This window comes from Paludibacillus litoralis, assembly GCF_037646705.1.
Lineage (GTDB): Bacteria > Pseudomonadota > Alphaproteobacteria > Rhodobacterales > Rhodobacteraceae > Pikeienuella > Pikeienuella litoralis.
The window spans coordinates 143,776-167,523 of the sequence record NZ_JBBHER010000002.1 but is presented as its reverse complement, the minus strand read 5'-3'; the positions used below and the strand labels follow the sequence as shown (position 1 = coordinate 167,523).

Sequence of the window (23,748 nt, the reverse complement as noted above, 5' to 3'; positions counted from 1 at the left end):
GTGATTCGCGGCTGTGATCATGATCACAGTGTGCGCAGCGACGTTCCGCCACGGCGCAGCGATGTACAGTAAGCGCACCATACACGAGTCGGGGGCAGGCTCAGTTAACATCCCGAGTGTTATAGAGGCGTTATGTCAGACACAGAGTCCACCGCCGGCCGGCGCGAATTACGCGGCGCGCTCTTCGCCTCCAAGCGGCTTCTGGCGGGCGTCGGCGTGTTCAGCGCGTTCGTCAACATCCTGATGCTGACGGGGCCGCTCTTCATGCTGCAGGTCTATGACCGGGTGCTCGCCTCGAACTCGGAGGCGACGCTGGTCGCGCTTTTCGGGCTGGTCACGGCGCTTTTCCTGTTCATGGGCCTTCTGGACTACGCGCGCACCCGCGTGCTGGCCCGCGCCGGCGCGCGCTTCCAGGATCTGTTGGACAAGCGGGTGTTCGACGCCGTTCTTCGCCGCGCCGTGGCGCCCTCGGAAAGATCGCGGCCGCAGAGCGGGTTGCGTGATCTCGAGACCATCCAGCGGGTTCTCTCCTCGCCGGCGCCTTTCGCCATTTTCGACATGCCATGGGCGCCGATCTTCATCGTCGTCATCTTCATTTTCCACTGGCAGCTCGGGGTGCTGGCGATTGTCGGCGGCGCGCTTCTTCTTGGCATCACGATCCTGAACGAATGGGCGTCGCGCAAACCGATGGCGGAAAGCCAACGCGCTTCCGCGCAGTCCGAGGCGTTCTCGGAAGCGCTTCGGCGCGAGGGCGAGACGGTGCAGGCGCTCGGGATGCGCGGCGCCGCGCTCGGCAAATGGCGCAAGCACCGGGAACTCGCGCTCGACTCGAGCGTGCGCGCCTCCGACAGCACGGGAAGCTACGCCACCACGTCGAAGACGCTGCGGTTCTTCCTCCAGTCGGCGATGCTCGCGCTCGGCGCGTGGCTGGCGATCCAGCATATCATCACGCCCGGCATGATGATCGCCGGCTCCATCCTCCTCGGCCGCGCGCTCTCGCCGGTGGAGCAGGCGATCGGCCAATGGTCCAACATTCAGCGCGCGAAGGACAGCTGGAACAATCTCTCGGATTTGCTGGCCCGGACCCCCGCTCAGCGGCCGCGGACCCCGCTCCCGGCCCCGAAAGGGCGAATCGACGTGCAGAACCTTTCGATCGTCGCGCCGGGGGAGCGGGAGCCGACGCTTCGCGGCGTCAACTTCAGCATCGAGCCGGGCTCCGCGCTCGGCGTGATCGGGCCTTCGGCCTCCGGGAAATCGACATTGGCGCGGGCGCTGGTCAATATCTGGAGGCCTGCGCAAGGCGTAATTCGCCTCGATGGCGCCGCGCTCGACCAGTTCGACGACGACACGCTCGGCAGGCACATGGGCTACCTGCCCCAGGACGTCTCGCTGTTCGAAGCGACCGTGGCCGAAAACATCGCCAGACTCGATGATGAGATGGACCCCGAAGCGGTGGTGCTGGCGGCGAAACGCGCCGGCGCGCATGACATGATCCTCCATCTGCCAAACGGCTATGACACGCCGGCGGGCCCGTCCGGGGGCCGGCTCTCCGGCGGCCAGCGCCAGCGGATCGCGTTGGCGCGCGCGCTCTATCGGGATCCGGCGGTTCTGGTTCTCGACGAGCCGAACTCCAATCTGGACGCAGAGGGCGAACAGGCGCTGGTCACCGCCATCATCGAGGCGAAAAAGCGGGGGCGCACCGTCATCATCATGGCGCACCGGCCGAGCGCCATCGCCGCGTGCGATCTTCTCCTGATGGTGGAGCGAGGGCAGCCGCGGGCGTTCGGCCCGAAGAACGACGTGTTGCGTCAGACGACCGCCAACCATCGGCGCCTGGCCCAGGAGCGGCCTAAACCTCCGGCCGAGAAGCCGGTCGGCGCCGTGAAGACCCAACCCACCCCCACCGCGAGTAAAGAAAATGACTAGAGCGGTGACCGACAACGCCGAACTTCGCCGGGAGACCGCGCGCCGCTGGTCGGCCAACCGTCATCTCTGGCTGGGCGTCCTGACCCTTGCGGCGCTCGTCCTCGGCGTCGGGGGCTGGTCCACCTTCACCTCGATCTCCGGCGCCATCGTCGCGCAGGGCAAGCTGAAGGTCGAATCCGAACGTCAGGTCGTCGAGCATCCCGAAGGCGGCGTCGTGAAGGAAATCCTCGTCAGGGAAGGCCAGACGGTCGCCGCCGGCGAGCCGCTGATCCGCCTCGACGACAAGCTGATCCGCGCCGAACTCGCCATTGTCGAGGGCCAGCTCTATGAGCTGATGGCCCGGCGCGGGCGCCTCGCCGCCGAACAACTCGACCGGGAAGAGCCGGTGTTCGACGAGGAATTGCTCGCCCTCGGCGCCACCGACCCCAAGATCGCATCGCTGATCGAAGGCCAGCGGCAGATGTTCATCGCCCGCGCCGTCACGGCGAAGAGCCAGATCCAGCAGCTCCGCGAACGTCAGGCGCAGGTCCGCGAGGAAATCGTGGGCGCGGAGGCGCAGCAGGAAGCGATGGTCAAACAGCTCGAATTCGTCGAGCAGGAGCTCAACAACCTGAAAGAGCTGCAGAAGAAGGGCCTCGCGCAGGCGAGCCGCGTGCTCTCGCTCGAGCGTGAAAACGCGCGGCTCCTCGGGCAGCGGGGCGATCTGATCGCCAATATCGCGCGCCTTCGCGGCCAGATCTCCGAAATCGAGATGCAGATCCTCGGCATCGGCTCCACAACCCGGGAGGCGGCGATCACCGAGATGCGCGACAACGAAGCCCGAGAGAACGAATTGCGCGAGAAGCGAAATTCGCTTCTCGAGCGGATCGACAGGCTGGAGATCCGCGCGCCTCGTCCCGGCCGGGTCATCGGCATGACCGTCTTCGCGCTCCGGAGCGTCGTCCGGGCGGCGGAGCCGATTCTCTACATCGTCCCTTCGGACGCCGGCCTGATCGTCGAAGCCGAGCTCGAGACCAGCAACATCGACCAGGTCTATCCCGGCCAGGCCTCGCGTCTTCGGTTCTCGGCCTTCTCCGCGCGGACGACGCCCGACGTCGCCGGCAAAGTCATCCAGATTTCGCCCGACGCGTTCACGAACGAGCAGATCGGACGGTCCTATTATCTCATACAGTTGAAGATCGACCCGGGCGAACTCGACAAGCTCGGCGATGTGGAGCTGATCGCCGGCATGCCGGTCGAGGTCTATATCCGGACCGGAGACCGGTCCCCGTTCTCCTATCTCACCAAGCCGTTCACCGATTATTTCAACAAGGCGTTCCGCGAGGATTGACCCTTCGACGCCGCGGCGTCGAAGGCTGGACAAAAACTCTCCGAAGACTGTTAAGTGAGACCGCGTTTACAGAGGCAGGGGGAGCGAACCAATGGTGGATCAAACGAACAGAAAGCTCCGTTCGCGGATCACGACGGATGGGATCGATCGCGCGCCGCACCGCGCCTTCATGCGCGCGATGGGGCTGGACGACGCCGCGATCGCGCGGCCGATGATCGGCGTCGTCAGCCAGAAGGGTGAGCAGACTCCCTGCAACATGACCCATGAATCGCAGGTGCGATACGCCAAGGACGGCGTCCACATCGCCGGCGGAACGCCGCGCGAGTTCACCACCATCTCGGTCTCCGACGGAATCGGGATGAACCACGAGGGCATGAAATTCTCCCTCGTCAGCCGCGAGCTGATCGCCGACAGCATCGAGGCGGTGATGCATGGCCACGCCTATGACGGGCTGGTCGGGTTCGGCGGCTGCGACAAGACCCTGCCCGGCGTGATGATGGGCATGGTCCGCTGCAACGTGCCGTCGGTCTTCATCTATGGCGGCTCCGCGCTCCCCGGGCGGTTTCAGGGGCGGGACGTCTCCGTCCTCGACGCCTATGAGGGCGTCGGCGCGGTGCAGGCCGGGCGGATGACGGAGGCCGAGCTTCAGGTGATGGAGCATTCCTGCCTGCCGAGCATCGGCTCCTGCGCCGGGCAGTTCACCGCCAACACGATGGGGATGGTCTCGGAGGCGCTCGGCCTCACGGTTCCCAACGTGTCGATGATTCCCGGCGTCTATTCGGAGCGCATCATCGCCTGCAAGCGCGCGGGCGAACTGGTGATGCGGGCGATCGAGGGCGGCGGGCCGCTCCCGCGCGACATCGTCACCCGGAAGGCGCTGGAGAACGCCGCCGCCATCGTCGCGGCGACCGGCGGCTCCACCAACGCCGCGCTTCATATCCCGGCCATCGCGCATGAGGCCGGCATCCGGTTCACCATGGCGGACGTGGCCGAGGTGCTCCAGCGCACGCCGTTCATCGGCGATCTGAAGCCCGGCGGCCAGTATCACGCCAAGGACGTTTTCGACATCGGCGGCGCGCTGGTCGTGATCCGCGAGCTGATCAACGCCGGCTACATGCATGGCGACACGCTGACGGTCACCGGCCGCACCCTCGCCGAGGAAGCCGCCGGCGCGCCCGCCCCCGACGGAAAGGTGATCCGCCCGCTCTCGAACCCGATCATGAAGAGCGGGGGCGTCACCGTGCTGAAGGGCAATCTTTGCCCCGATGGCGCGCTCCTGAAGGTCGCGGGGCTGAAATCCCATCGTTTCGAAGGAACCGCGCGCGTTTTCGAGAGCGAGGACGAGGCCATCGCCGTCATCTCCAAGCGCGACTACCAGAAGGGCGAAGTGCTCATCGTCCGGAACGAAGGGCCGAGAGGCGGCCCCGGCATGCGGGAGATGCTCGGCCTCACCGCGGTGATCTACGGCCACGGCATGGGCGAGGATGTCGCGTTGCTGACCGACGGGCGGTTTTCCGGCGCCTCCCGGGGCATGTGCATCGGCTACGCGTCGCCCGAGGCCGCCATCGGCGGGCCGATCGCCCTGGTCGAGAACGGCGACCGGATCACCATCGACGCCGACGCGTCGACGATCACGATCGCTGTCTCGGATGCGGAGATGAAGGCGCGCCGCGAGCGGTGGACCCCGCGCGAGCCAAATCATCCCGCGGGATTGCTGGCCAAATACGCCGCGACCGTCGGCCAGGCGCATGAAGGCGCCGTGACTCACGCCGGCGGGGCGGTCTGGCCTGAAAAGCCGCACTGGTGAGGCCGCGCGCCAGGGAAAGAGACCGATGGTGAAGGAAACTCCCACGCCGAGGCTCGGCTATATCGGCCTCGGGCTGATGGGCGCGCCGATGGCGCGGCGGCTGCTCGCCGCCGGCTATCCGCTCACAGTCTGGAACCGGACCGAGGCGAAGGCCGCGCCGCTGATCGCGGCGGGCGCGCGAGGCGCAAGCGGCCCGGCGGGCGTCGCCGCGGACACGGATATCGTCTTCACCTGCCTGACCGACACCGCGGCGATGGAGGCCGCCGTCTTCGGCCCCGGCGGCGTCGCCGAAGGCGCGCGAAAGGGCGCCGTCCTGGTCGACTTCTCGTCGATCTCGCCCGACGCCACCCGGGAGATGGCCGCGCGGCTGGAGCGGGAGAGTGGAATGATCTGGATCGACGCGCCGGTCTCCGGCGGCGTTCCGGGCGCGGAGAAGGGCGACCTCGCGATCATGGCCGGAGGGCCGGAGGCGGCGTTCGAGCGCGTGAAGCCGGTCGTCCTCGCCATGGCCGCGCGCTTCACGCTGATGGGGCCGAGCGGCGCCGGGCAGACCACCAAGCTCTGCAATCAGGTGATCGTCGGCTGCACCATGGCGGTGCTGGCGGAGGCGACCCGGCTCGCCGTCAACGCCGGGGTCGACGCCGCGCGGCTGCCGGAGGCGCTCAGCGGCGGTTTCGCGGATTCGGCGCCTCTGCAGCTTTTCGTGCCGCGGATGGTGGCGGCGATCCACGAGCCGCCGCTCGGCCACGCCTACACCATGCTGAAAGATCTCGATTCGGTCGCGGCGCTCGCGCAAGCGACGAAAACACCAACGCCCTTCACCGCGCTCGCCGCGGCCCAGTTCCGCCTCCTGACGGCGCGGGGCGGCGATGAGGCGGACGCCCTGAAAATCTATCAACTGTCGGCGCCGACGCCGCTCTGACCGCGTCCGGCGGCCCCGACGCACGACCAATACAAGGGAGACGAGAATGCACATGACAAGAATGACGGCGATCGCCGCGGCCCTCGCGGCCACATGGGCGATGGCGGGCGCCGCGTCGGCGGCGGACGAGGTCGCCACGCTCCGGGTCGGCACCTGGCTGCCGGCGCATCATCTGATCGTCGCGGGCATCATCAGGCCCTGGGCCGACGCCATCGAGGCGGAGACCGACGGCTCGCTGAAATTCGAGATCATGACCTCGCCGCTCGGCCCGCCGCCGGCGCAATTCGACCTGCTGCTCGATCAGGCCTTCGATGTCGGCTACGGGGTCAGCGGCCACAATGTCGGCCGCTTCACCATGACCCAGATCATGGACCTTCCCTTCGCCTCGCCCGATCCGTGGTCCGGCTCCGCCGCGGCCTGGGCGACCTATGAGCGGTTCGGGTCGGATTATCACGAGCATGAGGGCGCGCATGTCGTCGGGCTCTTCACCCATTCGAATCCGAGCATCAACATGGCCAAGGGCCGGATCGAGAAGATCTCCGATCTCGAGGGGCGGACGATCCGCGTCGGCGGCGGGGTCACCGGGCGCATCATGAGCCAGCTCGGCGCGACGCCGGTGCAGTTGCCGCCGACCGAGGCGCAGACCGCGATGTCGCGCGGCGTCGCCGACGGCATCACCTTCCCGCTCGAATCGATCGATTTCTTCGGCATCACGCCGGTGATCACCTCGATCACCCGGATTCCGGGCGGGCTCTACACCGATACGTTCTGGATCGCCTTCAATCAGGACAGCTGGGACGCGCTCAGCCCCGAGCAGCAGGCGGCCGTGACCAAGCATAGCGGCATGGCGATCGCCCTTCTCGCCGGCTGGGCCTGGACCAATGGCGACGCCGTCGGCGAAAAGGCGTTGAAGGAGGCCGGGGTCGAGTTCATCACCCTGTCCGACGAGGAGGTCGCCATCGCGCGCGACCGCCTGTCCGACATGGAGGCGGAATGGCTCCAGGAGGCGGAGGCGCGCGGGCTCGACGGCCAGAAAATTCTCGACTACTCCCGCGCGATCGTCGCCGCCTATCGCGCCGACAAGGTCGTGAACAAGGCTCAATAGGCCGCGACGAACGGCGCAGCCCCGTCCCGCGCCGTTCCCGCCATCCGCAAAAGGCGAACACCCATGAAATCCGGGATGAATCCGCTCATCTCCGCTCTCGACCTCGGCTTTCTCGTACTCGCTTGGGTCGCGGCCGCCTTTGGCGCGCTGATGATGTGCGTCACCTTCGCGGATGTCGTGATGCGCTACCTGTTCAGAAGTCCGATTCCCGGCTCGTTCGAGATCACCGAGATTTCGATGGGCCTGATCGTCTTCTTCGCCTTGCCGCAGATGGTCCGGAGCCGGGGCAATATCTGCGTCACGGTCCTCTTCGACCGGTTCTCCCCGCCGGTGCGACGCTACGCGACATTCGCGACCGAGCTTCTCGGCGCGGCGATCTCGGTCTTCATCGCCTGGCGGATGTGGCTCTATGGCGCGCGTATCCTGCGTTACGGCGAAATCACGATGGAGTTGCGCATCCCCAAGGGGCTCATCGCGCAATCGATGGCGTTGCTTCTCATCGTGACCGCGCTGGCCTTCATCCTTAGCGCGCGCGACGCGCTTCGCGGAGAAACCGGCGCCCGCCCGGTGGGGCCCGGCCTGTGAGCGGCGTCTGGGAGATCTCCGGGCTGGCCTTCGCCGGGGTTTTCGGCCTGATGATGCTCGGCATGCCGATCGCTTTCGCCATGCTTCTGATCGGGCTCGGCGGCATCGCCGTCGGCGTCTCGACGCGCACCGCGCTCGGCATGATCGGGCAGATGCCGTTCAACGCGACCATGTCCTATGAGCTTTCGGTCGTGCCGATGTTCATCCTGATGGGCGCGCTGGTGACGCGCGCGCGGATGTCGGAGGATCTGTATCGACTTTGTCACGGCTTCGTCGGGCATCGGCGGGGCGGGCTGGCGTCGGCCACCATTCTCGCCTGCGGCGGCTTCGCCGCGCTCAGCGGCTCCTCCATCGCGACCGCGGCGACGATGGCGAAGGTCGCGGTGCCGGAGATGCGCCGCTACGGCTATTCCGACGGGCTCGCCGCGTCCTCGGTGGCTGCGGGCGGCACGCTCGGCATCCTCATTCCTCCTTCGGTCATTCTTGTGCTCTACGGCATCGCGACCGGCACGGATATCGGCAAGCTGTTCATCGCCGGGATCGCGCCGGGACTCGTCGCCGTCCTGCTCTACATGGCGGCGGTCAGCATCGTCGCGCGGCTCGACCCGGCGGCCGCGCCGGCCGCCCCGCGCGTCCCCTGGCCGGCGCGGCTCAGGAGATTCCGCAGCGTCGGCCCGGTTCTCCTGCTGTTCGTCCTGATAATCGGCGGGCTCTATCAGGGCGTCTTCACTCCGACCGAGGCGGGCGGCGTCGGCGCCTTCGGCGCGCTCCTGTTCGCGCTCTGGCGGCGCGCCCTCCCTTTCTCCGGCCTCATGGACGCGCTGGTGGAGACGGCGACGACGACCGCGAGCCTCTTTCTCGTCCTGATCGGCGCGCTGGTCTTCTCCAATTTCATGAACCTGATCGGGTTGCCCGCGGCGCTCTCGGACCTGATCACATCGCTCAACCTCACGCCGCTCACGGTGATCCTGATCATCTTCCTGATCTATATCGTCCTTGGCATGTTCATGGAGAGCCTCTCGATGATCCTGCTGACGATCCCGATCTTCTTCCCGATCGTGGTCGGGCTTGGCTACGATCCGATCTGGTTCGGCATCTTCGCCGTGATGGTGACCGAGCTTTCGCTGATCACGCCGCCGGTCGGGCTCAATCTCTTCGTCATCCGGGGGGTGATCGGCGATGTCTCGATCGGGGCGATCTATCGCGGCGTCATCCCGTTCATCATCGCCGACCTGGTGCGGGTCCTGCTGATCATCGCGTTTCCGGCGCTGGTCATGTTCCTGCCGCTCTCGTCCGGCTGAAGCCCGGGCTCAGAACGGAAGGCCCGCGTAATTCTCCGCAAGCACCTTCTGCGCGGCGCGCGAATGCTCCAGATAATCGACCTCGCTCTCGCGAATGCGCTGATCGAAGGCGTCCTGATCGGGGAAGCGATGCAGCATCGTCGTCATCCACCAGCTGAAGCGCACCGATTTCCAGACCCGCGCGAGCGCGCGCGCGGAATAATCGTCGATCCCCTCATCGGACTTGTCCCGATACCGCCGGACCAGCGCCCGATGCAGATAATGCACATCCGACACCGCGAGGTTCAGCCCCTTCGCGCCGGTCGGCGGCACGATATGCGCGGCGTCCCCGACCAGAAACAACCGCCCCCAGCGCATCGGCTCCGCGACATAGCTTCGAAGCGGCGTGATCGATTTCTCGATGGTCGGGCCGGTTATAAGCGTCGCGGCCGCCTCTTCGGGAATCCTGCGCTTCAACTCGTCCCAGAACGCGGCGTCGCTCCATGACGCCGGGTCGTCGCCGAGCTCGGTCTGGATATAGTAGCGGCTCAGATGGGCGTGCCGCATCGAACAGAGCGCGAAGCCCCGCTCGTGATTCGCGTAGATCAGCTCCTCGCTCACCGGCGGCGTCTCCGACAGCACGCCAAGCCAGCCGAACGGGTAGATCCGCTCATACTCCCGCAACACCGCCTTCGGGATCGTCTCCCGGCTCACGCCGTGCGATCCGTCGCAGCCGATCACGAACTCGCAATCGACCCGATGCTCGGCGCCGTTCTTCTGATAGGTGACATACGGCGCCTCGGTCTCGACCCCATGGATCGCCACCCCGTCGACGCTGGCGATCACCACCCCGCCCATGGCGTCCCGCGCGGCGTAGAGATCCTTGGTGACCTCGGTCTGGCCATAGACCATGACCGGCCGCCCGGTGAGCTCCTTGAGCGGAATCCGGATGCCCCGGTTCTGCGCGGCGATGAACACGCCTTCATGGATGAAGCCCTCGGCGTCCGCCCGCGCGCCGACGCCCGCCTCGCGCAGGGTCTCCACCGTTCCCCATTCCAGAACCCCGGCGCGGATCCGGTTCAGGACATAGGCGCGGGAGCGCCGCTCCAGAACAATGGTGTCGATCCCGCTCCGGTGCAGCATCTGGCTAAGCAGAAGGCCCGAAGGCCCGGCGCCGATTATGACGATTTCCGTGCGCATGCGGCCCCCACTCTCAGGCGCCGCCAAATGTCGCCCTGGCTGCAATGAAGAAGAAGTCGATTATGGCGATGCCAAACGCCGCGCGCAACCAGGCGAATTTCCGCAGAAGGATCGTCGCCATCGCCTGATTGCTGCGCGCGACCGAGATCATCAGTTGCGAGACCTGCGCGCTTTGCATGAAGTCCGCATAGCTGTCGGCGGAGACGCCCTTCGCGGTGAGGGCGGGCCAGGAAAACCGTTCGCTGGCCGCAAGCCTCGTCCGGAGCGCGCCGCCGGCGTAACGCGGGAAAAGAACCACCATGCAGGAAATCAGCGCCGCCGCGTGCAATGCGATGGCGACCAGTTGATCGCCGCCCCCGCCGGCGACGAAGCTCGCGCCCGGCCCCCGCGTGGCGAGCAGCCCGATGATCGCAAGCAGCGCCCCAGCCTTCGCGTCGGCGAATTGCGTCTGCGCCACCATCGCCTGATTCTGGCCAAGGAGAAAGGCGAGCCGGACCCGCGCGGCCTGATCGATGGAGATCCCCTCGCGCGAGGTGATGTCGCGGTCCAGCGGCACATCTTCGAGTGGCCTGTCGATCACGGCCCGCCCCTTTCGCGGAAACTCGTCTGAATGACTGCGGGACTGAAACAGCATCATCCGCTCAGGGCAAGATTCGATCCGCTCGTCAGCGGAGAATCGGCCCGCCCAGCACCCGCACGCCGCCGCTTCCTCCGTCTATGACAAGGCAGGAGAGCGGCCCGCCATACCCCGCGCCGGTGTCGATGGCGATCCGGTTTCCGTGGTCCTCGACCGCCTCGACCGGCGTATGCCCGTGAACGACGACGGCGCCGTGGTCGGCGGCGCTTGAGAGGAACTCGTCCCTGATCCAGATCAGGTCGTCCTCGTCCTGCGCGCTCAACGCCACGCCGGGGCGCACGCCGGCGTGGACGAAGAACCACTCCCGCCAGAACCAGTAGCGCCGGAGCCCGGCGAGAAAGGCCAGATGGCGCGCCGGCACCACCTCTCGCGCGGCGCGGTGAAGGGCGACGCCCCGCTCCGCCGTCGCGCCGTCGGGCAGGGTCAGCCCATAGGAGCGAAGCGTGTCGAGCCCGCCGATCCGCTCGTGAAGCCACCAGAGCTCGGGGTCGAGCTGGTGGTCCCGGCCGCCGGGCGCGATGAGATACCGAAAGAACATCCGGTCATGGTTGCCCATGAGGTTGATCCAGGGCTCGCCAGCGTCGGCGCCCGCGACGAGGCGGGCAAGGACGCCGGCGCTGTCCGGCCCGCGGTCGACATAATCGCCGATATGGACGATGACGTATTCCGTCACCGGACTCGCCGCCAGATCCCGCTCGATCCGGGCGTGCGCGTCGAGGAGAAGATCAAGTTGGCCGTGAACGTCTCCGATCGCGTAAACTCGATCGGGCCCGCTCATGCGCCGGCGTAGACCTGAAGCGTCTCCACCTCCAGCTCGCCGTCGAGCCGATTCTCGATCGCCCGCGCCGCCGCCTGCGCGCCCGCGGCTGTCGTGTAGTAGGGCGTTCTCATCGCCAGCGCGGTCCGGCGGAGGCTGGCGCTGTCCCGGATCGATTGCGGCAGGTCGGTGGTGTTGAAGACCAGCGCGATCTCGCCGTCCTTCATCATGTCGACGATGTTCGGGCGCCCTTCATAGACCTTCTTCACCACCGTCGCCGGGACGCCGTTTTCAGAAAGATACGCCGCCGTCCCCGCCGTCGCGGCGAAACTGAAGCCGAGCTTCGCGAGGCGGCTCACCGCGTCGAGAATGGCGGGCTTGTCCGCATCCTTCACCGAGACGAAGACCCGCCCCTCTTTCGGCAGCGCGACGCCGGCGGCGATCTGGCTCTTGAGGAAGGCCCGGGCGAAGCCCTTGTCGATCCCCATCACCTCGCCGGTGGAGCGCATCTCCGGGCCGAGCAGCGTGTCGACGCCGGGGAACCGGGCGAAGGGGAGCACCGCCTCCTTCACCGCGACATGCGCGGGATCGCTGGTCGGAAGGTCGAAGGCGGAGAGCTTCTCGCCGGCCATCAGCCGCGCGGCGATGGCCGCGATCGGCGCGCCGATCGCCTTCGCCACGAACGGCACCGTGCGCGACGCGCGCGGGTTCACCTCCAGCACATAGATCTCGTCGCCCTTGATCGCGAACTGGACGTTCATCAACCCGACGACGCCGAGACCGCGCGCCATCTCCGCCGTCTGGCGCTTCAGTTCCGCGATCACCTCCGGCGAAAGCGAATACGGCGGCAGCGAACAGGCGCTGTCTCCCGAATGGACGCCAGCCTCCTCGATATGCTCCATCACGCCCGCGACATGGACCGCCTCGCCATCCGAGAGCGCGTCGACATCGACTTCGACGGCGCCGGAGAGATAACCGTCGATCAGAACCGGGCTCGAGCCGGAGACGACCACCGCCTCGCGAATATACCGCTCCAGCTCCGCGTCGGCGCGAACGATCTCCATCGCCCGCCCGCCCAGCACATAGGAGGGCCGGATCACCACCGGATAGCCGACCTCATGCGCGACCGCGAACGCCTCGTCGCGGCTATGGGCGATGCCGTTTTCGGGCTGCTTCAGGCCGAGCTTGCGCAGAAGCTGCTGAAAGCGGGAGCGATCCTCGGCGAGGTCGATGGCGTCGGGCGTCGTGCCCAGAATGGGAATTCCCGCCTCCTCCAGCGCATTGGCGAGCTTCAGCGGGGTCTGGCCGCCGAACTGCACGATGACGCCGTGAAGCTCCCCCGCCTCCTGCTCCACGCGCAGGATCTCCATCACATGCTCGATGGTCAGCGGCTCGAAATAGAGCCGGTCGGAGGTGTCGTAATCGGTCGAGACCGTTTCGGGGTTGCAGTTGACCATGATCGTCTCATAGCCCGCTTCGGTCAGCGCGTAGCAGGCGTGGCAGCAGCAGTAATCGAACTCGATCCCCTGCCCGATCCGGTTCGGCCCGCCGCCAAGGATCACGACCTTCTTGCGGGTCGAGGGGCGCGACTCGCATTCGACGACGCCCATCGCGTCGGCCTCGTAGGTCGAATACATGTAGGGCGTCTGCGCCTCGAACTCCGCCGCGCAGGTGTCGATCCTCTTGAACACCGCCTTGACGCCGAGGGCGAGCCGGCGCGCGCGGACCTCCGCTTCGTCGAGGCCGGCCAGCGTCCCGAGGCGCGCATCCGAGAACCCCATGCCCTTCAGCGTCCGCATCGCCGCGGCGTCGCTCGGCAAGCCGTCGGCCCGCACGCCCTCTTCCGCCGCCAGAATCTCGCCGATCCGCTCAAGGTACCAGGGGTCGTATGCGGTCGCGGCGCGGATATCGTCCTGGCTCAGGCCTTCACGCATCGCCTGCGCGATGACGCGGATCCGGTCCGGCGTGGCGCGCCCCAGCGCCGCCATGATCGTGGCTTTCCGCTCATCCGCCCCGCTCGCCTCCGTCAGCCCGTCGATGGCGATCTCATCGAGGCCGGTGAGCCCGGTCTCCATCGAGACGAGCGCCTTCTGGAAGCTTTCGTTGAAACTCCGTCCGACCGCCATCGCCTCGCCGACGGATTTCATCGACGTGGTGAGGTCGTTGGTCGCGCCCGGGAACTTCTCGAAAGTGAAGCGCGGGATCTTGGTGACGACGTAATCGATCGTCGGCTCGAAGCTCGCCGGCGTCACTCCGGTGATGTCGTTGTCCAACTCGTCGAGCGTATAGCCGATGGCGAGCTTCGCGGCGATCTTGGCGATCGGAAAGCCCGTGGCTTTCGAGGCGAGCGCCGAGGACCGCGAGACGCGAGGGTTCATCTCGATCACCACGAGCCGCCCGTCTTCGGGGTTGACCGCGAACTGGACGTTGGAGCCGCCGGTCTCCACCCCGATCTCCCGCAGCACCGCGATCGAGGCGGACCGCATCATCTGGTATTCCTTGTCGGTCAGCGTCAGCGCCGGCGCGACGGTGATGCTGTCTCCGGTGTGAACGCCCATCGGATCGATGTTCTCGATCGAGCAGATGATGATCGCGTTGTCCGCCTTGTCGCGGACCACCTCCATTTCGAACTCTTTCCAGCCGAGAAGGCTCTCGTCGATCAGGATCTGGTTGACCGGGGAGGCGTCCAGTCCGCCTGCGCAGATCCGGAGATAATCCTCCCGGTTATAGGCGATGCCGCCGCCGGTGCCGCCGAGCGTGAACGCCGGCCGGATGATCGCCGGCAGGCCGATATCGTCCAGCGCGGCCATGCAATCTTCCATGGTCTCGGCGATGGTGGCGCGCGGATTCTCCAGCCCGATCCGGTCCATCGCCTCGCGGAAGAGTTTCCGGTCTTCGGCCATGGCGATGGCCTCGCGCTTCGCGCCGATCAGTTCGACGCCGAGCCGCTCCAGCACGCCCGATTCCGCCAGGCTCATGGCGGTGTTGAGCCCGGTCTGCCCGCCCATGGTCGGCAGCAGCGCCATCTTCTCGCCCGGATGGCGCTCCTGTTCCTGCCGGATGATCCGCTCGACCACCTCCGGCGTGATCGGCTCGATATAGGTGGCGTCGGCGAGGGCGGGGTCGGTCATGATCGTCGCCGGATTCGAGTTGACCAGAATGACGCGATATCCCTCCTCGCGCAGCGCCTTGCACGCCTGCGCCCCCGAATAGTCGAATTCGCACGCCTGGCCGATGATGATAGGTCCCGCGCCGATGATGAGGACGCTGTGGATATCGGCGCGTTTCGGCATGATGGGCTCCCGCAATGATCGGACTCGCGATCCTCATGTGGGATCGCGCCGGTTTATAGGGATTGCGGGTTGCAGCGCAAGGCGGCGCGCCATGCGAACGCCGCGGCGCGCGGGGGCCCCGGATCAACCAGCCGCCGCGCCGCCCCCACCCTGTTCGCGCAGGCGCGCCTGATGGCGGAGCGTCCCCTCCCCGGTTTCGCCGCCGCCGCGGCCACGCCGCCCTCGCTGATCGACAGGTCGATAAGGACGGCCGGTCCGGGTCGATCCCGTCCTCCATGACGCCTGAACAGCTTTCGATTGTGCCTGATTCCCATATCGCGCAATTTGAGGTCACGCCCCGTGATAAGGTCGCGCCGCGTGCAAAGAGGCATTTCATCAAGAAGGACCGATTCCCATGGGACTGAAAATTATCGGCTCCGGTTTTGGCCGGACAGGCACGATGTCCACCAAGATGGCCCTCGAACACCTCGGCTTCGGTCCGTGCCATCACATGATCGAGGTGATGAGGAACCCGGCTCAACCCGCACACTGGGCCGCGCTCGCCGACGGGCGTGACGTCGACTGGGAGGAGGTCTTCGCAGGCTACGCGAGCCAGGTCGACTTTCCCGGCGCCGCGGTCTGGCCGGCGCTTTCGACTGCTTTTCCCGACGCCAGGGTGATCCACACCGAACGCCCCGAAGAGGACTGGTGGAGCAGCTACTCCACCACGATCGGCAAATTCTTCGCCAATCGCGAAAGCATCCCGCTGCCGCCGCCCGTCGCCGCGATCTTCGAGACGATGGACAAGCTCCTCGTGCGCGACACATTCGGCGGGCTGGATCGCGACCGCTCGATCGCGGCGTACCGCCGGAACAACGAAAAGGTCCGCGCGACCATCCCGGCGGAACGCCTCCTGGTCTTCACGCCCACAGATGGATGGGAGCCGATCTGTCGGTTCCTTGGCGCGCCCGTCCCGTCGACCGACTTCCCGCGCAGCAACGCGCGCGATGAGTTCTGGGCGGTTTTCGGAGGCGAGCCCGAGGCGACCTGAAACGGCGCCCTTTCGACGGTCATCGAGCTGAAGCCGCCCCTGGGCGCCGATGGATCAGGCCCGGCCCGGCCCCGGGCGCGGGCCACCGCTTTCGAGACATGTCTTCTCTTTTCGGCCGCTACACGTCAGAATGGCGACCCCACTCTGGAAAGGAACGAATGGCAGATCCTGCCGCCGCACTCGTCGCCGCCGACCCGCTCCTGATAGAGGCGTCGGCCTTTCTTGGCGCGACCGTGCTGGCGGTGCCGCTTTTCAAGCGTCTCGGCCTCGGCTCCATTCTCGGATATCTCGCCGCCGGCGCGCTGGTCGGGCCGTTCGGCCTGAAGCTCCTGCCCGATGTGCTGGCGGTGCGCCATATCTCCGAATTCGGGGTCGTGCTGCTGCTTTTCGTCATCGGGCTGGAGCTTCAGCCGCGACGGCTCTGGCGGCTCCGGGCGGAGATATTCGGTCTCGGCTTCGCGCAGGTGACGCTGACGGCGCTGGCGCTGGCGGGGCTTGGCTGGCTGGTCGGCGGCTCATGGGGCGCGGCCGCCGTCATCGGTCTCGCGCTCGCGCTCTCCTCGACCGCGTTCGGCATCCAGATCCTGCGCGACCAGAAGGCGCTCTCCACCCCATATGGCGACCGGGCGTTCTCCATTCTTCTCTTTCAGGACATCGCCGTCGTTCCCATCCTCGCCCTCACGACCGTGATCGGCGGCGCGAGCGCGGGGATGACGTTGAACGACGCCTATGTCGCGATCGCCGCGCTGCTCGGGCTGTTTCTGGTCGGGCATTTCGGGCTGAAACACGTCTTCCGGCTGATCGCGCTCGTTCGGGCGGACGAAGTCTTCACCGCGGCGGCGCTTCTCGTCGTCGCGCTCGCCGCGCTGGCGATGCAATGGGCCGGGCTCTCGATGGCGCTTGGCGCCTTCATCGCCGGCGTCCTCCTGGCGGGAACGGAGTTTCGCCACCAGCTCGAAAGCGACATCGAGCCGTTTCGCGCGCTTTTTCTCGGGCTTTTTTTCGTCGGCGTCGGCATGTCGGTGGACTGGGGCGTCGCCGCGGCCTGGTGGTGGCTGGTGATATCGGGCGCGCTGGCGCTCTTCGCGGTGAAGATGGCGGTCCTCTTCGGCCTGACGCGGGCTTTCGGCTCGGGCCGTGAAGATTCGCTCCGGATCGCAGCGACGCTGGGTCAGGCCGGCGAGTTCGGCTTCGTCGTCTTCGCGCTCGCCGCCTCCGACCGGCTCATCACCTCCGAGGAGGAAAGCGTCCTGACGATCGCCGTCGCGCTCTCCATGGCGATGACGCCCTTCGTGGTGAAAGGCGTCGAGCGTTGGCTGGCGCGCGTCGCGCAGAAACGCGAGGACGACGCCCTCATCAAGGAGAACGGAGAAATTCCGCCCGCCAGCATCATCGTCGCCGGATTCGGGCGTTTCGGTCAGGTCGTCGCCCGGATCATGCGGATGCGCGGCTATTCCGTGACGCTGATCGACAATGCGCCGCGCCGCATCCGCCTCGCGCGGACCTTCGGCTCCGAAGTGTTCTACGGCGACGCGACGAAGCCGGACGTGATGAAGGCCTCGGGCGCCGAGACGGCGGAGGCGATCTTTTTCTGCATCAACGACCGCGAGGGCGTGAAGCTCGCGGTTCAGCGGCTGAAGCATCGCTATCCGCATGTGACGTTCTTCGTCGCGGCGTATGACCGGTTTCAGGAGCTCGAGCTGCGCGCCGCCGGCGCCGACTACGTCATCCGCGAGACCCGCGAAAGCGCGATCTCCCTCGCCTCCGACTGCCTCCGGGCGATGGGAGACGAGGCGGCGGTCGACGAGATCATCGAGGAGTTCCGCCGGCGCGACGCCGAGCTTCTGCGCCTTCAGGCCGAGCACGGCATGGAGGAAGGCGCGGAGAAGATGCGCATCCGCTACGAAGTGACATGAGCGGCGCCGCGCCGCCAGCCCGGCCATCGGCCCGGCCGGGAGGTGACGGATGACCGCGATCCAGGCGCTGGACTATCTCGGCGTCGCGGTCTTCGCCGCATCCGGCGCGCTGGTCGCCAGCCGGAAGCAGCTGGACCTGATCGGCTTCGGTCTACTCGCCACTCTCGCCGGGATCGGCGGCGGCACGCTCCGCGATCTCCTGATCGCGCGCCCGGTGTTCTGGGTGAACGACCAGGGGTATCTCGCCGCTTGCCTCATCGTCGCGCTGGCGGTCTACCTCTATTGCCCGTTCATCGCGCAGCGCTATCGGTGGGTTCTCTGGGCCGACGCGCTCGGCCTCGCGGCTTACGGCGTGCTCGGCGCGGATATCGCGCTGAAGGCGGGCGTCGGCCCGCTGGTCGCCATCGTCATGGGGGTGTTGACCTCGACATTCGGCGGCATCGCGCGCGACCTGATCGCGGGCGAGCCTCCCGTCGCGCTCCAGCAGGAGATACACGCCACGGCCGCCCTTGTCGCCGCCGCCGCCTTCGTGGGATTGACGCTGGCGGGGGTGGGCGCCCTCATCGCCTTTCCGCTCTGCGCCCTCGCCGGGTTCGCCCTTCGCGCCGGCGCGATCCTGCGGGGATGGGAGCTTCCACGCTATCGGCCCCGGCCTGGCGGCGAGCATTGAGGCGCCGGCCTTCGCTTGACTCGCATCGCCGCGCGCCATAAATCCCGCGCCACGCCTCCGCCCGTTAGGACGGAGGATTCACTGGCGTTTGCGGCCGTCGAAAGGCGGACCCTGTCGTCCGGGACAGCCCCGGAAGAGGAAAACGCCTCAATGCTGCAGCGGCGATTTCGCGCCGCATGATATTATGGAGACCGCCGGTGACCAAGCGCACCTCAGCGAAATACAAGATCGATCGCCGGATGGGTGAAAACATCTGGGGCCGCCCGAAATCCCCGGTCAATCGCCGCGAATACGGCCCCGGCCAGCATGGGCAGCGCCGCAAGGGCAAGATGTCCGATTTCGGGCTCCAGCTTCGCGCCAAGCAGAAGCTGAAGGGCTATTACGGCGACCTGACCGAGAAGCAGTTCCGGAAGATCTACACCGAAGCCGAGCGGATCCGCGGCGACACCGGCGAAAATCTCGTCGGCCTGCTCGAGTCGCGCCTCGACGCCGTCATCTATCGCGCGAAATTCGCGCCGACCGTCTTCGCCGCCCGGCAATTCGTCAACCACGGCCATCTTCTCGTGAACGGCAAGCGGGTGAACATCCCGTCCTACCGCGTCAGGCCCGGCGACGTGGTCGAGGTGCGGGAGAAATCGCGCCAGCTCGTCGTCCTGCTCGAGGCCGTGCAGCTTCCGGAGCGTGACGTTCCGGAATACATCTCCGCCGATCACTCCAAGATGACCGCGACTTTTGTGCGCATGCCCGCGTTCTCGGATGTGCCCTACCCGGCCGCGATGGAGCCCAATCTGGTCGTCGAGTACTACGCGAAGAACTGATCCAATCCAAACCGATGACAGGGCCCTTCCGATGGAGGGGCCCTGCGCGGACGACGGTGCGAAGCAGCCCGTCAGCCCGCCAAACCTTGGCTCACAACCCGATCAAGCGATTGAACGTCCGGGACGGCTCTGATTCCGTTGGGGAAGATCCAACGGGAGCGGAGCGGCATCGGGCGCGCATCGGCTTGCGATCGAGCCGCCGCCGCCCCCGCCTCAAATCCGCCTGCGCGGCGCGCCGATGAGCGCCGGGCGATCGGCGGCGCCCGTTCACGCCCTCAAATCAGGGCCGCCGATGGAAGGGCAACCCGGAGGCCCACGCATCGCCGCGCCCCGCCGCCCGGCCGCCTATCTGTAGATCAAGGTCGGCAGCCACATCGTCAACGCCGGGACGAACGTCACCAGCAGAAGGACGATGACCAGCGGAATGAGGAAAGGCGCCGTCGCCACCACGCAGAGTTCGAACGGCACCTTGGCGACCCGCGAGAGGACATAGAGCACCAGACCGACCGGCGGCGTCAGCAGCCCGAGCATCAGGTTCAGCACCATGATGACGCCGAAATGAACCGGATCGACCCCCATCTGCGTCGTGATCGGGAGAAGAACCGGCACGAGAATGGTGATCGCAGCCACCGTCTCCATGAAGCAGCCGACGATCAGCAGGATCACGTTGACCAGAATGAGGACGAGAAACGGATTGTCCGAAACCGAAAGGATCAGGCTGGCGAATTGCTCGGGCACACGGTGCGCGGTCAACAGCCAGGCGAAGATCGACGCCGCTCCGACGATGAACAGGATGACGGCGGTCGTCTCGATCGTGTCGAAGGAGACGCGGACGAAGCGCTTCCAGGTCAGCGTCCGATAGATGAAGAGCCCGAGGACCATCGCCCAGGCGCAGGCGGCGATCGCGGCCTCCGTCGGCGTGAAGACGCCCGTGAGGATGCCGCCGACGATGATCGCGGGCGTGAGAAGCGAGAGAAACGCCCGGACGAAGGTGCGCGCCAGCGTCGGGAGATGAAACGGCTGGTCGCGTTTGAACCCCTTCCGCCGCGCGTACCACGCGACCATCAGCATCAGCGAGACCGCCATGATCAGACCGGGAATGAAGCCCGCGGCGAAGAGCTGACCGATGGAGGCGCCCGCGATCACGCCATAGATGATCATCGGCAGCGAGGGCGGGATGATCGGGCCGATGGTCGATGAGGCGGCGGTGATCCCGACTGCGAAGCCCACGTCGTAATCCGCGTCCCGCATCGCCTTGATCTCGATCGCGCCGAGGCCGCCGGCGTCGGCCACCGCCGCGCCCGACATGCCCGCGAATATGACCGAAGCGCCGATATTGACGTGGCCGAGCCCGCCGCGCATCCAGCCGACCAGCGCCTTGGCGAATTCGAAGATCCGCTCGGTGATCCCGGCGGTGTTCATCAGGTTGCCGGCGAGAATGAAGAACGGAACCGCCAGAAGCGGAAAACTGTCCACGCCGTTGATCATCCGGTGCGCGACGACCATCGCGGGCACGGAGCCGGACGCGATGATGAAGATCGCCGACGAACCGGCGAGCGCGATGGCGACGGGAACCCCGACGATGATCATGCCGAAAAGCATGACGAAGAGATATGCGATGTCCACGAACGGGCGCTCCTAGTCGATCGACTTGATGGTGTGGGCGTATTTCTCGGGGTCGATCAGCGGGCTCGACCCGGTTCGGAGGTTTCGCCACGCATTGCGCAACGCATAGAGGGTCATCACCGCGAAACACGCCGCGACCCCCCAGTAGATCAGGGACTTCGGCACGTCGATCGAGACCATCATCTGCCGCGTGCGCCCGGCGAGGATGATGCAGAACCAGGTGAGAGCGCCGAAAAAGACGATGTTGACGACGTCGATCGCGGCCTGACAGACGCGCCGGACCGGACGCGGAACCCATCGATAGAGGAACTCCACCGCGATGTGGCTGCGGGTCCTTACCGCCATGATCGAGCCGATGAAGGTGACGGCGATCAGCAGGAACCGCGCGATCTCCTCGGTCCAGCCAAGACTGTCGTTCAGCACGTAACGGGTGAAGAACTGAAGGAAGACGACGAACGCCAACACCCAAAATACAAGGAGAACGAGATAATCGTCCTTCTTGACGTCGGAGATGTCGATCTCCTCCTCGAGGTCATTCAGATCATTCATTTCCGTTTTCCCGAAATCGCGAAACAGACGACCGCCCCCGTCTGGCGGCTGGCGAGGGCGGTCGGCATGAGGCGCGCCCGCGCGCCCCATTCCGTCAGAAAGACGCCGAGGCGTTCAGTTCACTCAAGCGCCTGAAGACGGTCATAGGTTTCCTGATCCCAGGTCGCCATGTCGCCGTTATGGAGCTTTTTCGTGGCTTCGATGAACGGGCCGCGATCGACCTCGTTCACGGTGACGCCCTGTTCGCGGAACCACGCGACCAGTTCCTTCTCCTGCTGGATGATCTGATCCGTCGAGCAGACGGCGGCGTCCTGAAGCACGCCGACAAGCGCGTCGCGGTCGGCTTCATCCATCATGTCCCAGCGCGGGCCGCCGATGATCGTGAGAAGCGCGTCGGTGATATGCGCGGTCAGGTTGATGTCCGACTGCACCTCGTAGAACTTCTTCGCCTTGATCGTCGGCAGCGGGTTCTCCTGCCCGTCGACCGTCCCTTGCTGAAGCGCGAGATACACCTCGGCGAAGGCGATCGGCGTCGGATTCGCGCCGACCGCGCGCGGGAACATCATGTAGAGCGGCGCGTTCGGCACGCGGATCTTCATGCCCTGCATGTCTTCCGGCTTCAGGATGGGCTTGTTCGACGTGACATGGCGCGCGCCGTAATAGGTCATCGCGACGATGTGGTTGCCGCTCGCGTCGGCGTAGCCGTCGGCCAGCTCCTTGAACAGATCGGACTTCCGGTATTTGTCCCAGTGATCGAAATCGCGGAACATGAACGGCGCGCCGCCAATCGCGACCGGGCCGTAGGCGCGGCCGGCGAACAGCTGGCCCGTGTAGATGATGTCGACGGTGCCGAAGCCCAGACCTTCGTTGATGTCGACCTCCTTGCCGAGCGACGAAGCCGGGAAGACGTCGATGCTGTAGCGCCCGTCCGTCGCGCCCATCAGCGCGTCGCTCGCGGCGACGGCGCAGGTGTGATAGGGCTCGCTCGACTCGTAGACATGCGCGAATTTCAGCACCGTTTCCGCATTCGCCGACAGCGGCAGAACCATCGCCGCCGCTGCGGCCGCGACCGCGAGACGGGCGGCTCCACGTTTTGTAAATGGCGTCATTCCGTTTCCTCCAAGTATTGATTATCCGGGGTGTCGTCTTTTTGTAGGGCTGAACATCAGCCTAATGAAAAGGCCGCGCTCCGCAAACAAAATCTGCGCCGCCGCTCTCAGCGTCGCCGCGCGGGAAGCGGAATCAGCGTCATCAGAATCGACGCCACCACCATGGTCAGCGAAAGCGCCTTCTGCCAGGTGACCGGGTCGCCCAGAAGAACCATGGACGACACCACCCCGACGACTGGCGCGGTCAGGGTCGAGAGCGCCGCGACCGTCGCGCTCATCCGTCCGACCAGGGTCGTGAAGAGCGCATAGCAGACCACCATCGGGCCCAGCACATGAAAGACCATGGTCCAGAGCACCGGCGCGCTCGGCCATGTCTGCCGCCACGGCGGCTCGAACGCGAAAACGAGCGCCCAGCAACAGAGCGCGGAGACGACGAAGAACCAGACCGTCCGCGCCAGCGGCGACAGGGTCCAGGCGCGGGCCTTCAGCGCGATATTGCCGAGCGCCCATGAGAACGCCGCCGCGAACATGATCGCGGGGCCGAGCGGGGCGGCCGCCAGAGCGGCGAAGCTTTCCGACGCCAGCACCACCAGCCCCGCCATCCCGAGCGCGAGCGCCGCGATCAGGCGCGCGCCCAGCCGCTCGCCCAGAAAGACCACCGCGAGCCCCGCGGTGAGCGCCGGCATCGTGTAGGCGATGATCGCCGCTTTCGAGGTTTCCGTCAGCAGCTGCCCAAGCGATGTCAGGGCGTTGAAGCCGAAGACCATGAAAAAGCCGGTCGCCGCCAGCGCGACCCGCTCCCTGCGGGCCGGGCGGAGGTCATGTCCCAGAGCCCGCGCGACGGCCACGAGCATCAGGGCCGCAAGCGTGAAGGCGACCGCGCGGATGGTGATCGGTGGGATTTCGGTGAGCATGAACTTCACCGCGGGCCAGTTCAGCCCCCAGAGAAGCCCGATCAGCAGAACGAAAAGAATGGTTCCCCGGCCGGCGCGATCCGTCATCCCGGCGCGCGCCCCCGCCCGGCCGCCGGCGCCCGGCTCGCGCGTTTCGTCTTCATCCGCCACCGCCCCGCATTCGGCGTCTCCGATCACTCGCGCCGATTGGCGGGGCTTCCCGGTGCGATGTCAAGCCGCGCGGCGCCGCTCATGTCGGTTCGGGCGCGCCGAAAACGCTGCGCGGGTCAGGCCG

Annotated in this window: 19 protein-coding genes; 11 read left to right on the top strand and 8 right to left on the bottom strand. The window is 66.6% G+C overall.

Annotated elements, in window-relative coordinates; all coding sequences use genetic code 11:
• Positions 1-132: 132 nt before the first annotated feature.
• The 7 genes from WG921_RS01880 (at position 133) to WG921_RS01850 (ending at position 8,976) form a co-directional block, all read left to right on the top strand.
• Positions 133-1,926, top strand: a complete 1,794-nt coding sequence (locus WG921_RS01880; protein ID WP_340107501.1) for a type I secretion system permease/ATPase — start codon at positions 133-135, stop codon at positions 1,924-1,926.
• Between the two features lie 4 nt (positions 1,927-1,930).
• Positions 1,931-3,256 carry an HlyD family type I secretion periplasmic adaptor subunit gene (locus WG921_RS01875; protein ID WP_340107500.1) on the top strand — a complete coding sequence of 442 codons (1,326 nt, stop codon included), beginning with the start codon at positions 1,931-1,933 and terminating at the stop codon, positions 3,254-3,256.
• Between the two features lie 91 nt (positions 3,257-3,347).
• Positions 3,348-5,063, top strand: a complete 1,716-nt coding sequence (gene ilvD / locus WG921_RS01870) for a dihydroxy-acid dehydratase (RefSeq protein ID WP_340107499.1) — start codon at positions 3,348-3,350, stop codon at positions 5,061-5,063.
• A 25-nt stretch (positions 5,064-5,088) separates the two neighbouring features.
• Positions 5,089-5,985 carry an NAD(P)-dependent oxidoreductase gene (locus WG921_RS01865; protein ID WP_340107498.1) on the top strand — a complete coding sequence of 299 codons (897 nt, stop codon included), beginning with the start codon at positions 5,089-5,091 and terminating at the stop codon, positions 5,983-5,985.
• A gap of 46 nt (positions 5,986-6,031) precedes the next feature.
• Positions 6,032-7,090 carry a TRAP transporter substrate-binding protein gene (locus WG921_RS01860; protein WP_340107497.1) on the top strand — a complete coding sequence of 353 codons (1,059 nt, stop codon included), beginning with the start codon at positions 6,032-6,034 and terminating at the stop codon, positions 7,088-7,090.
• A gap of 63 nt (positions 7,091-7,153) precedes the next feature.
• Positions 7,154-7,675, top strand: a complete 522-nt coding sequence (locus tag WG921_RS01855; protein WP_340107496.1) for a TRAP transporter small permease — start codon at positions 7,154-7,156, stop codon at positions 7,673-7,675.
• Positions 7,672-8,976, top strand: coding sequence for a TRAP transporter large permease (locus WG921_RS01850; RefSeq protein WP_340107495.1), 1,305 nt, complete (start codon positions 7,672-7,674; stop codon positions 8,974-8,976). The genes WG921_RS01855 and WG921_RS01850 overlap by 4 nt, the downstream gene beginning before the upstream one ends.
• Before the next feature lie 9 nt (positions 8,977-8,985).
• Here WG921_RS01850 and pobA read toward each other — a convergent pair whose 3' ends face one another.
• The 4 genes from pobA to carB all read right to left on the bottom strand — a co-directional run bounded on the left by pobA (position 8,986) and on the right by carB (position 14,842).
• Complete coding sequence (gene pobA / locus WG921_RS01845) at positions 8,986-10,155, bottom strand: 4-hydroxybenzoate 3-monooxygenase (protein ID WP_340107494.1); 1,170 nt, start codon at positions 10,153-10,155, stop codon at positions 8,986-8,988.
• 13 nt (positions 10,156-10,168) lie between these two features.
• Positions 10,169-10,735 (bottom strand): hypothetical protein, encoded by a 567-nt coding sequence (locus WG921_RS01840; protein WP_340107493.1) that lies wholly within the window; start codon positions 10,733-10,735, stop codon positions 10,169-10,171.
• Positions 10,736-10,820: 85 nt separating this feature from the next.
• On the bottom strand, positions 10,821-11,570 hold the full coding sequence (locus tag WG921_RS01835) for a metallophosphoesterase (RefSeq protein WP_340107492.1): 750 nt from the start codon (positions 11,568-11,570) through the stop codon (positions 10,821-10,823).
• Positions 11,567-14,842 carry a carbamoyl-phosphate synthase large subunit gene (carB, locus tag WG921_RS01830; protein ID WP_340107491.1) on the bottom strand — a complete coding sequence of 1,092 codons (3,276 nt, stop codon included), beginning with the start codon at positions 14,840-14,842 and terminating at the stop codon, positions 11,567-11,569. The genes WG921_RS01835 and carB overlap by 4 nt, the downstream gene beginning before the upstream one ends.
• A 394-nt stretch (positions 14,843-15,236) precedes the next feature.
• Here carB and WG921_RS01825 point away from each other — a divergent pair, with 394 nt between their 5' ends.
• From WG921_RS01825 to rpsD, 4 genes are all read left to right on the top strand, one after another.
• Complete coding sequence (locus tag WG921_RS01825; protein ID WP_340107490.1) at positions 15,237-15,872, top strand: sulfotransferase family protein; 636 nt, start codon at positions 15,237-15,239, stop codon at positions 15,870-15,872.
• 158 nt (positions 15,873-16,030) lie between these two features.
• Positions 16,031-17,788 carry a monovalent cation:proton antiporter-2 (CPA2) family protein gene (locus WG921_RS01820; RefSeq protein WP_340107489.1) on the top strand — a complete coding sequence of 586 codons (1,758 nt, stop codon included), beginning with the start codon at positions 16,031-16,033 and terminating at the stop codon, positions 17,786-17,788.
• 49 nt (positions 17,789-17,837) lie between these two features.
• Positions 17,838-18,458, top strand: a complete 621-nt coding sequence (locus WG921_RS01815) for a trimeric intracellular cation channel family protein (protein ID WP_340107488.1) — start codon at positions 17,838-17,840, stop codon at positions 18,456-18,458.
• A gap of 197 nt (positions 18,459-18,655) precedes the next feature.
• Positions 18,656-19,276 (top strand): 30S ribosomal protein S4, encoded by a 621-nt coding sequence (gene rpsD / locus WG921_RS01810; protein ID WP_340107487.1) that lies wholly within the window; start codon positions 18,656-18,658, stop codon positions 19,274-19,276.
• Positions 19,277-19,621: 345 nt separating this feature from the next.
• Here rpsD and WG921_RS01805 read toward each other — a convergent pair whose 3' ends face one another.
• The 4 genes from WG921_RS01805 to WG921_RS01790 all read right to left on the bottom strand — a co-directional run bounded on the left by WG921_RS01805 (position 19,622) and on the right by WG921_RS01790 (position 23,624).
• Positions 19,622-20,902, bottom strand: a complete 1,281-nt coding sequence (locus WG921_RS01805; protein WP_340107486.1) for a TRAP transporter large permease — start codon at positions 20,900-20,902, stop codon at positions 19,622-19,624.
• Positions 20,903-20,914: 12 nt separating this feature from the next.
• Positions 20,915-21,451, bottom strand: a complete 537-nt coding sequence (locus tag WG921_RS01800) for a TRAP transporter small permease (protein WP_340107485.1) — start codon at positions 21,449-21,451, stop codon at positions 20,915-20,917.
• Positions 21,452-21,570: 119 nt separating this feature from the next.
• Positions 21,571-22,560 carry a sialic acid TRAP transporter substrate-binding protein SiaP gene (locus WG921_RS01795; RefSeq protein WP_340107484.1) on the bottom strand — a complete coding sequence of 330 codons (990 nt, stop codon included), beginning with the start codon at positions 22,558-22,560 and terminating at the stop codon, positions 21,571-21,573.
• A 107-nt stretch (positions 22,561-22,667) separates the two neighbouring features.
• Positions 22,668-23,624: a DMT family transporter gene (locus tag WG921_RS01790; RefSeq protein ID WP_340107483.1), complete on the bottom strand. Its 957-nt coding sequence runs from the start codon at positions 23,622-23,624 to the stop codon at positions 22,668-22,670.
• Positions 23,625-23,748: the final 124 nt, after the last annotated feature.

Excerpts from the sequence above, each read along its gene's own strand:
- WG921_RS01835 (WP_340107492.1), bottom strand. The coding sequence starts at position 11,570 with ATGAGCGGGCCCGATCGAGTTTACGCGATCGGAGACGTTCACGGCCAA.
- WG921_RS01825 (WP_340107490.1), top strand. The coding sequence starts at position 15,237 with ATGGGACTGAAAATTATCGGCTCCGGTTTTGGCCGGACAGGCACGATG.
- ilvD (WP_340107499.1), top strand. The coding sequence starts at position 3,348 with ATGGTGGATCAAACGAACAGAAAGCTCCGTTCGCGGATCACGACGGAT.
- WG921_RS01820 (WP_340107489.1), top strand. The coding sequence starts at position 16,031 with ATGGCAGATCCTGCCGCCGCACTCGTCGCCGCCGACCCGCTCCTGATA.
- pobA (WP_340107494.1), bottom strand. The coding sequence starts at position 10,155 with ATGCGCACGGAAATCGTCATAATCGGCGCCGGGCCTTCGGGCCTTCTG.
- WG921_RS01795 (WP_340107484.1), bottom strand. The coding sequence starts at position 22,560 with ATGACGCCATTTACAAAACGTGGAGCCGCCCGTCTCGCGGTCGCGGCC.
- WG921_RS01800 (WP_340107485.1), bottom strand. The coding sequence starts at position 21,451 with ATGAATGATCTGAATGACCTCGAGGAGGAGATCGACATCTCCGACGTC.
- WG921_RS01860 (WP_340107497.1), top strand. The coding sequence starts at position 6,032 with ATGCACATGACAAGAATGACGGCGATCGCCGCGGCCCTCGCGGCCACA.
- WG921_RS01815 (WP_340107488.1), top strand. The coding sequence starts at position 17,838 with ATGACCGCGATCCAGGCGCTGGACTATCTCGGCGTCGCGGTCTTCGCC.
- WG921_RS01855 (WP_340107496.1), top strand. The coding sequence starts at position 7,154 with ATGAAATCCGGGATGAATCCGCTCATCTCCGCTCTCGACCTCGGCTTT.
- WG921_RS01865 (WP_340107498.1), top strand. The coding sequence starts at position 5,089 with ATGGTGAAGGAAACTCCCACGCCGAGGCTCGGCTATATCGGCCTCGGG.
- carB (WP_340107491.1), bottom strand. The coding sequence starts at position 14,842 with ATGCCGAAACGCGCCGATATCCACAGCGTCCTCATCATCGGCGCGGGA.
- WG921_RS01880 (WP_340107501.1), top strand. The coding sequence starts at position 133 with ATGTCAGACACAGAGTCCACCGCCGGCCGGCGCGAATTACGCGGCGCG.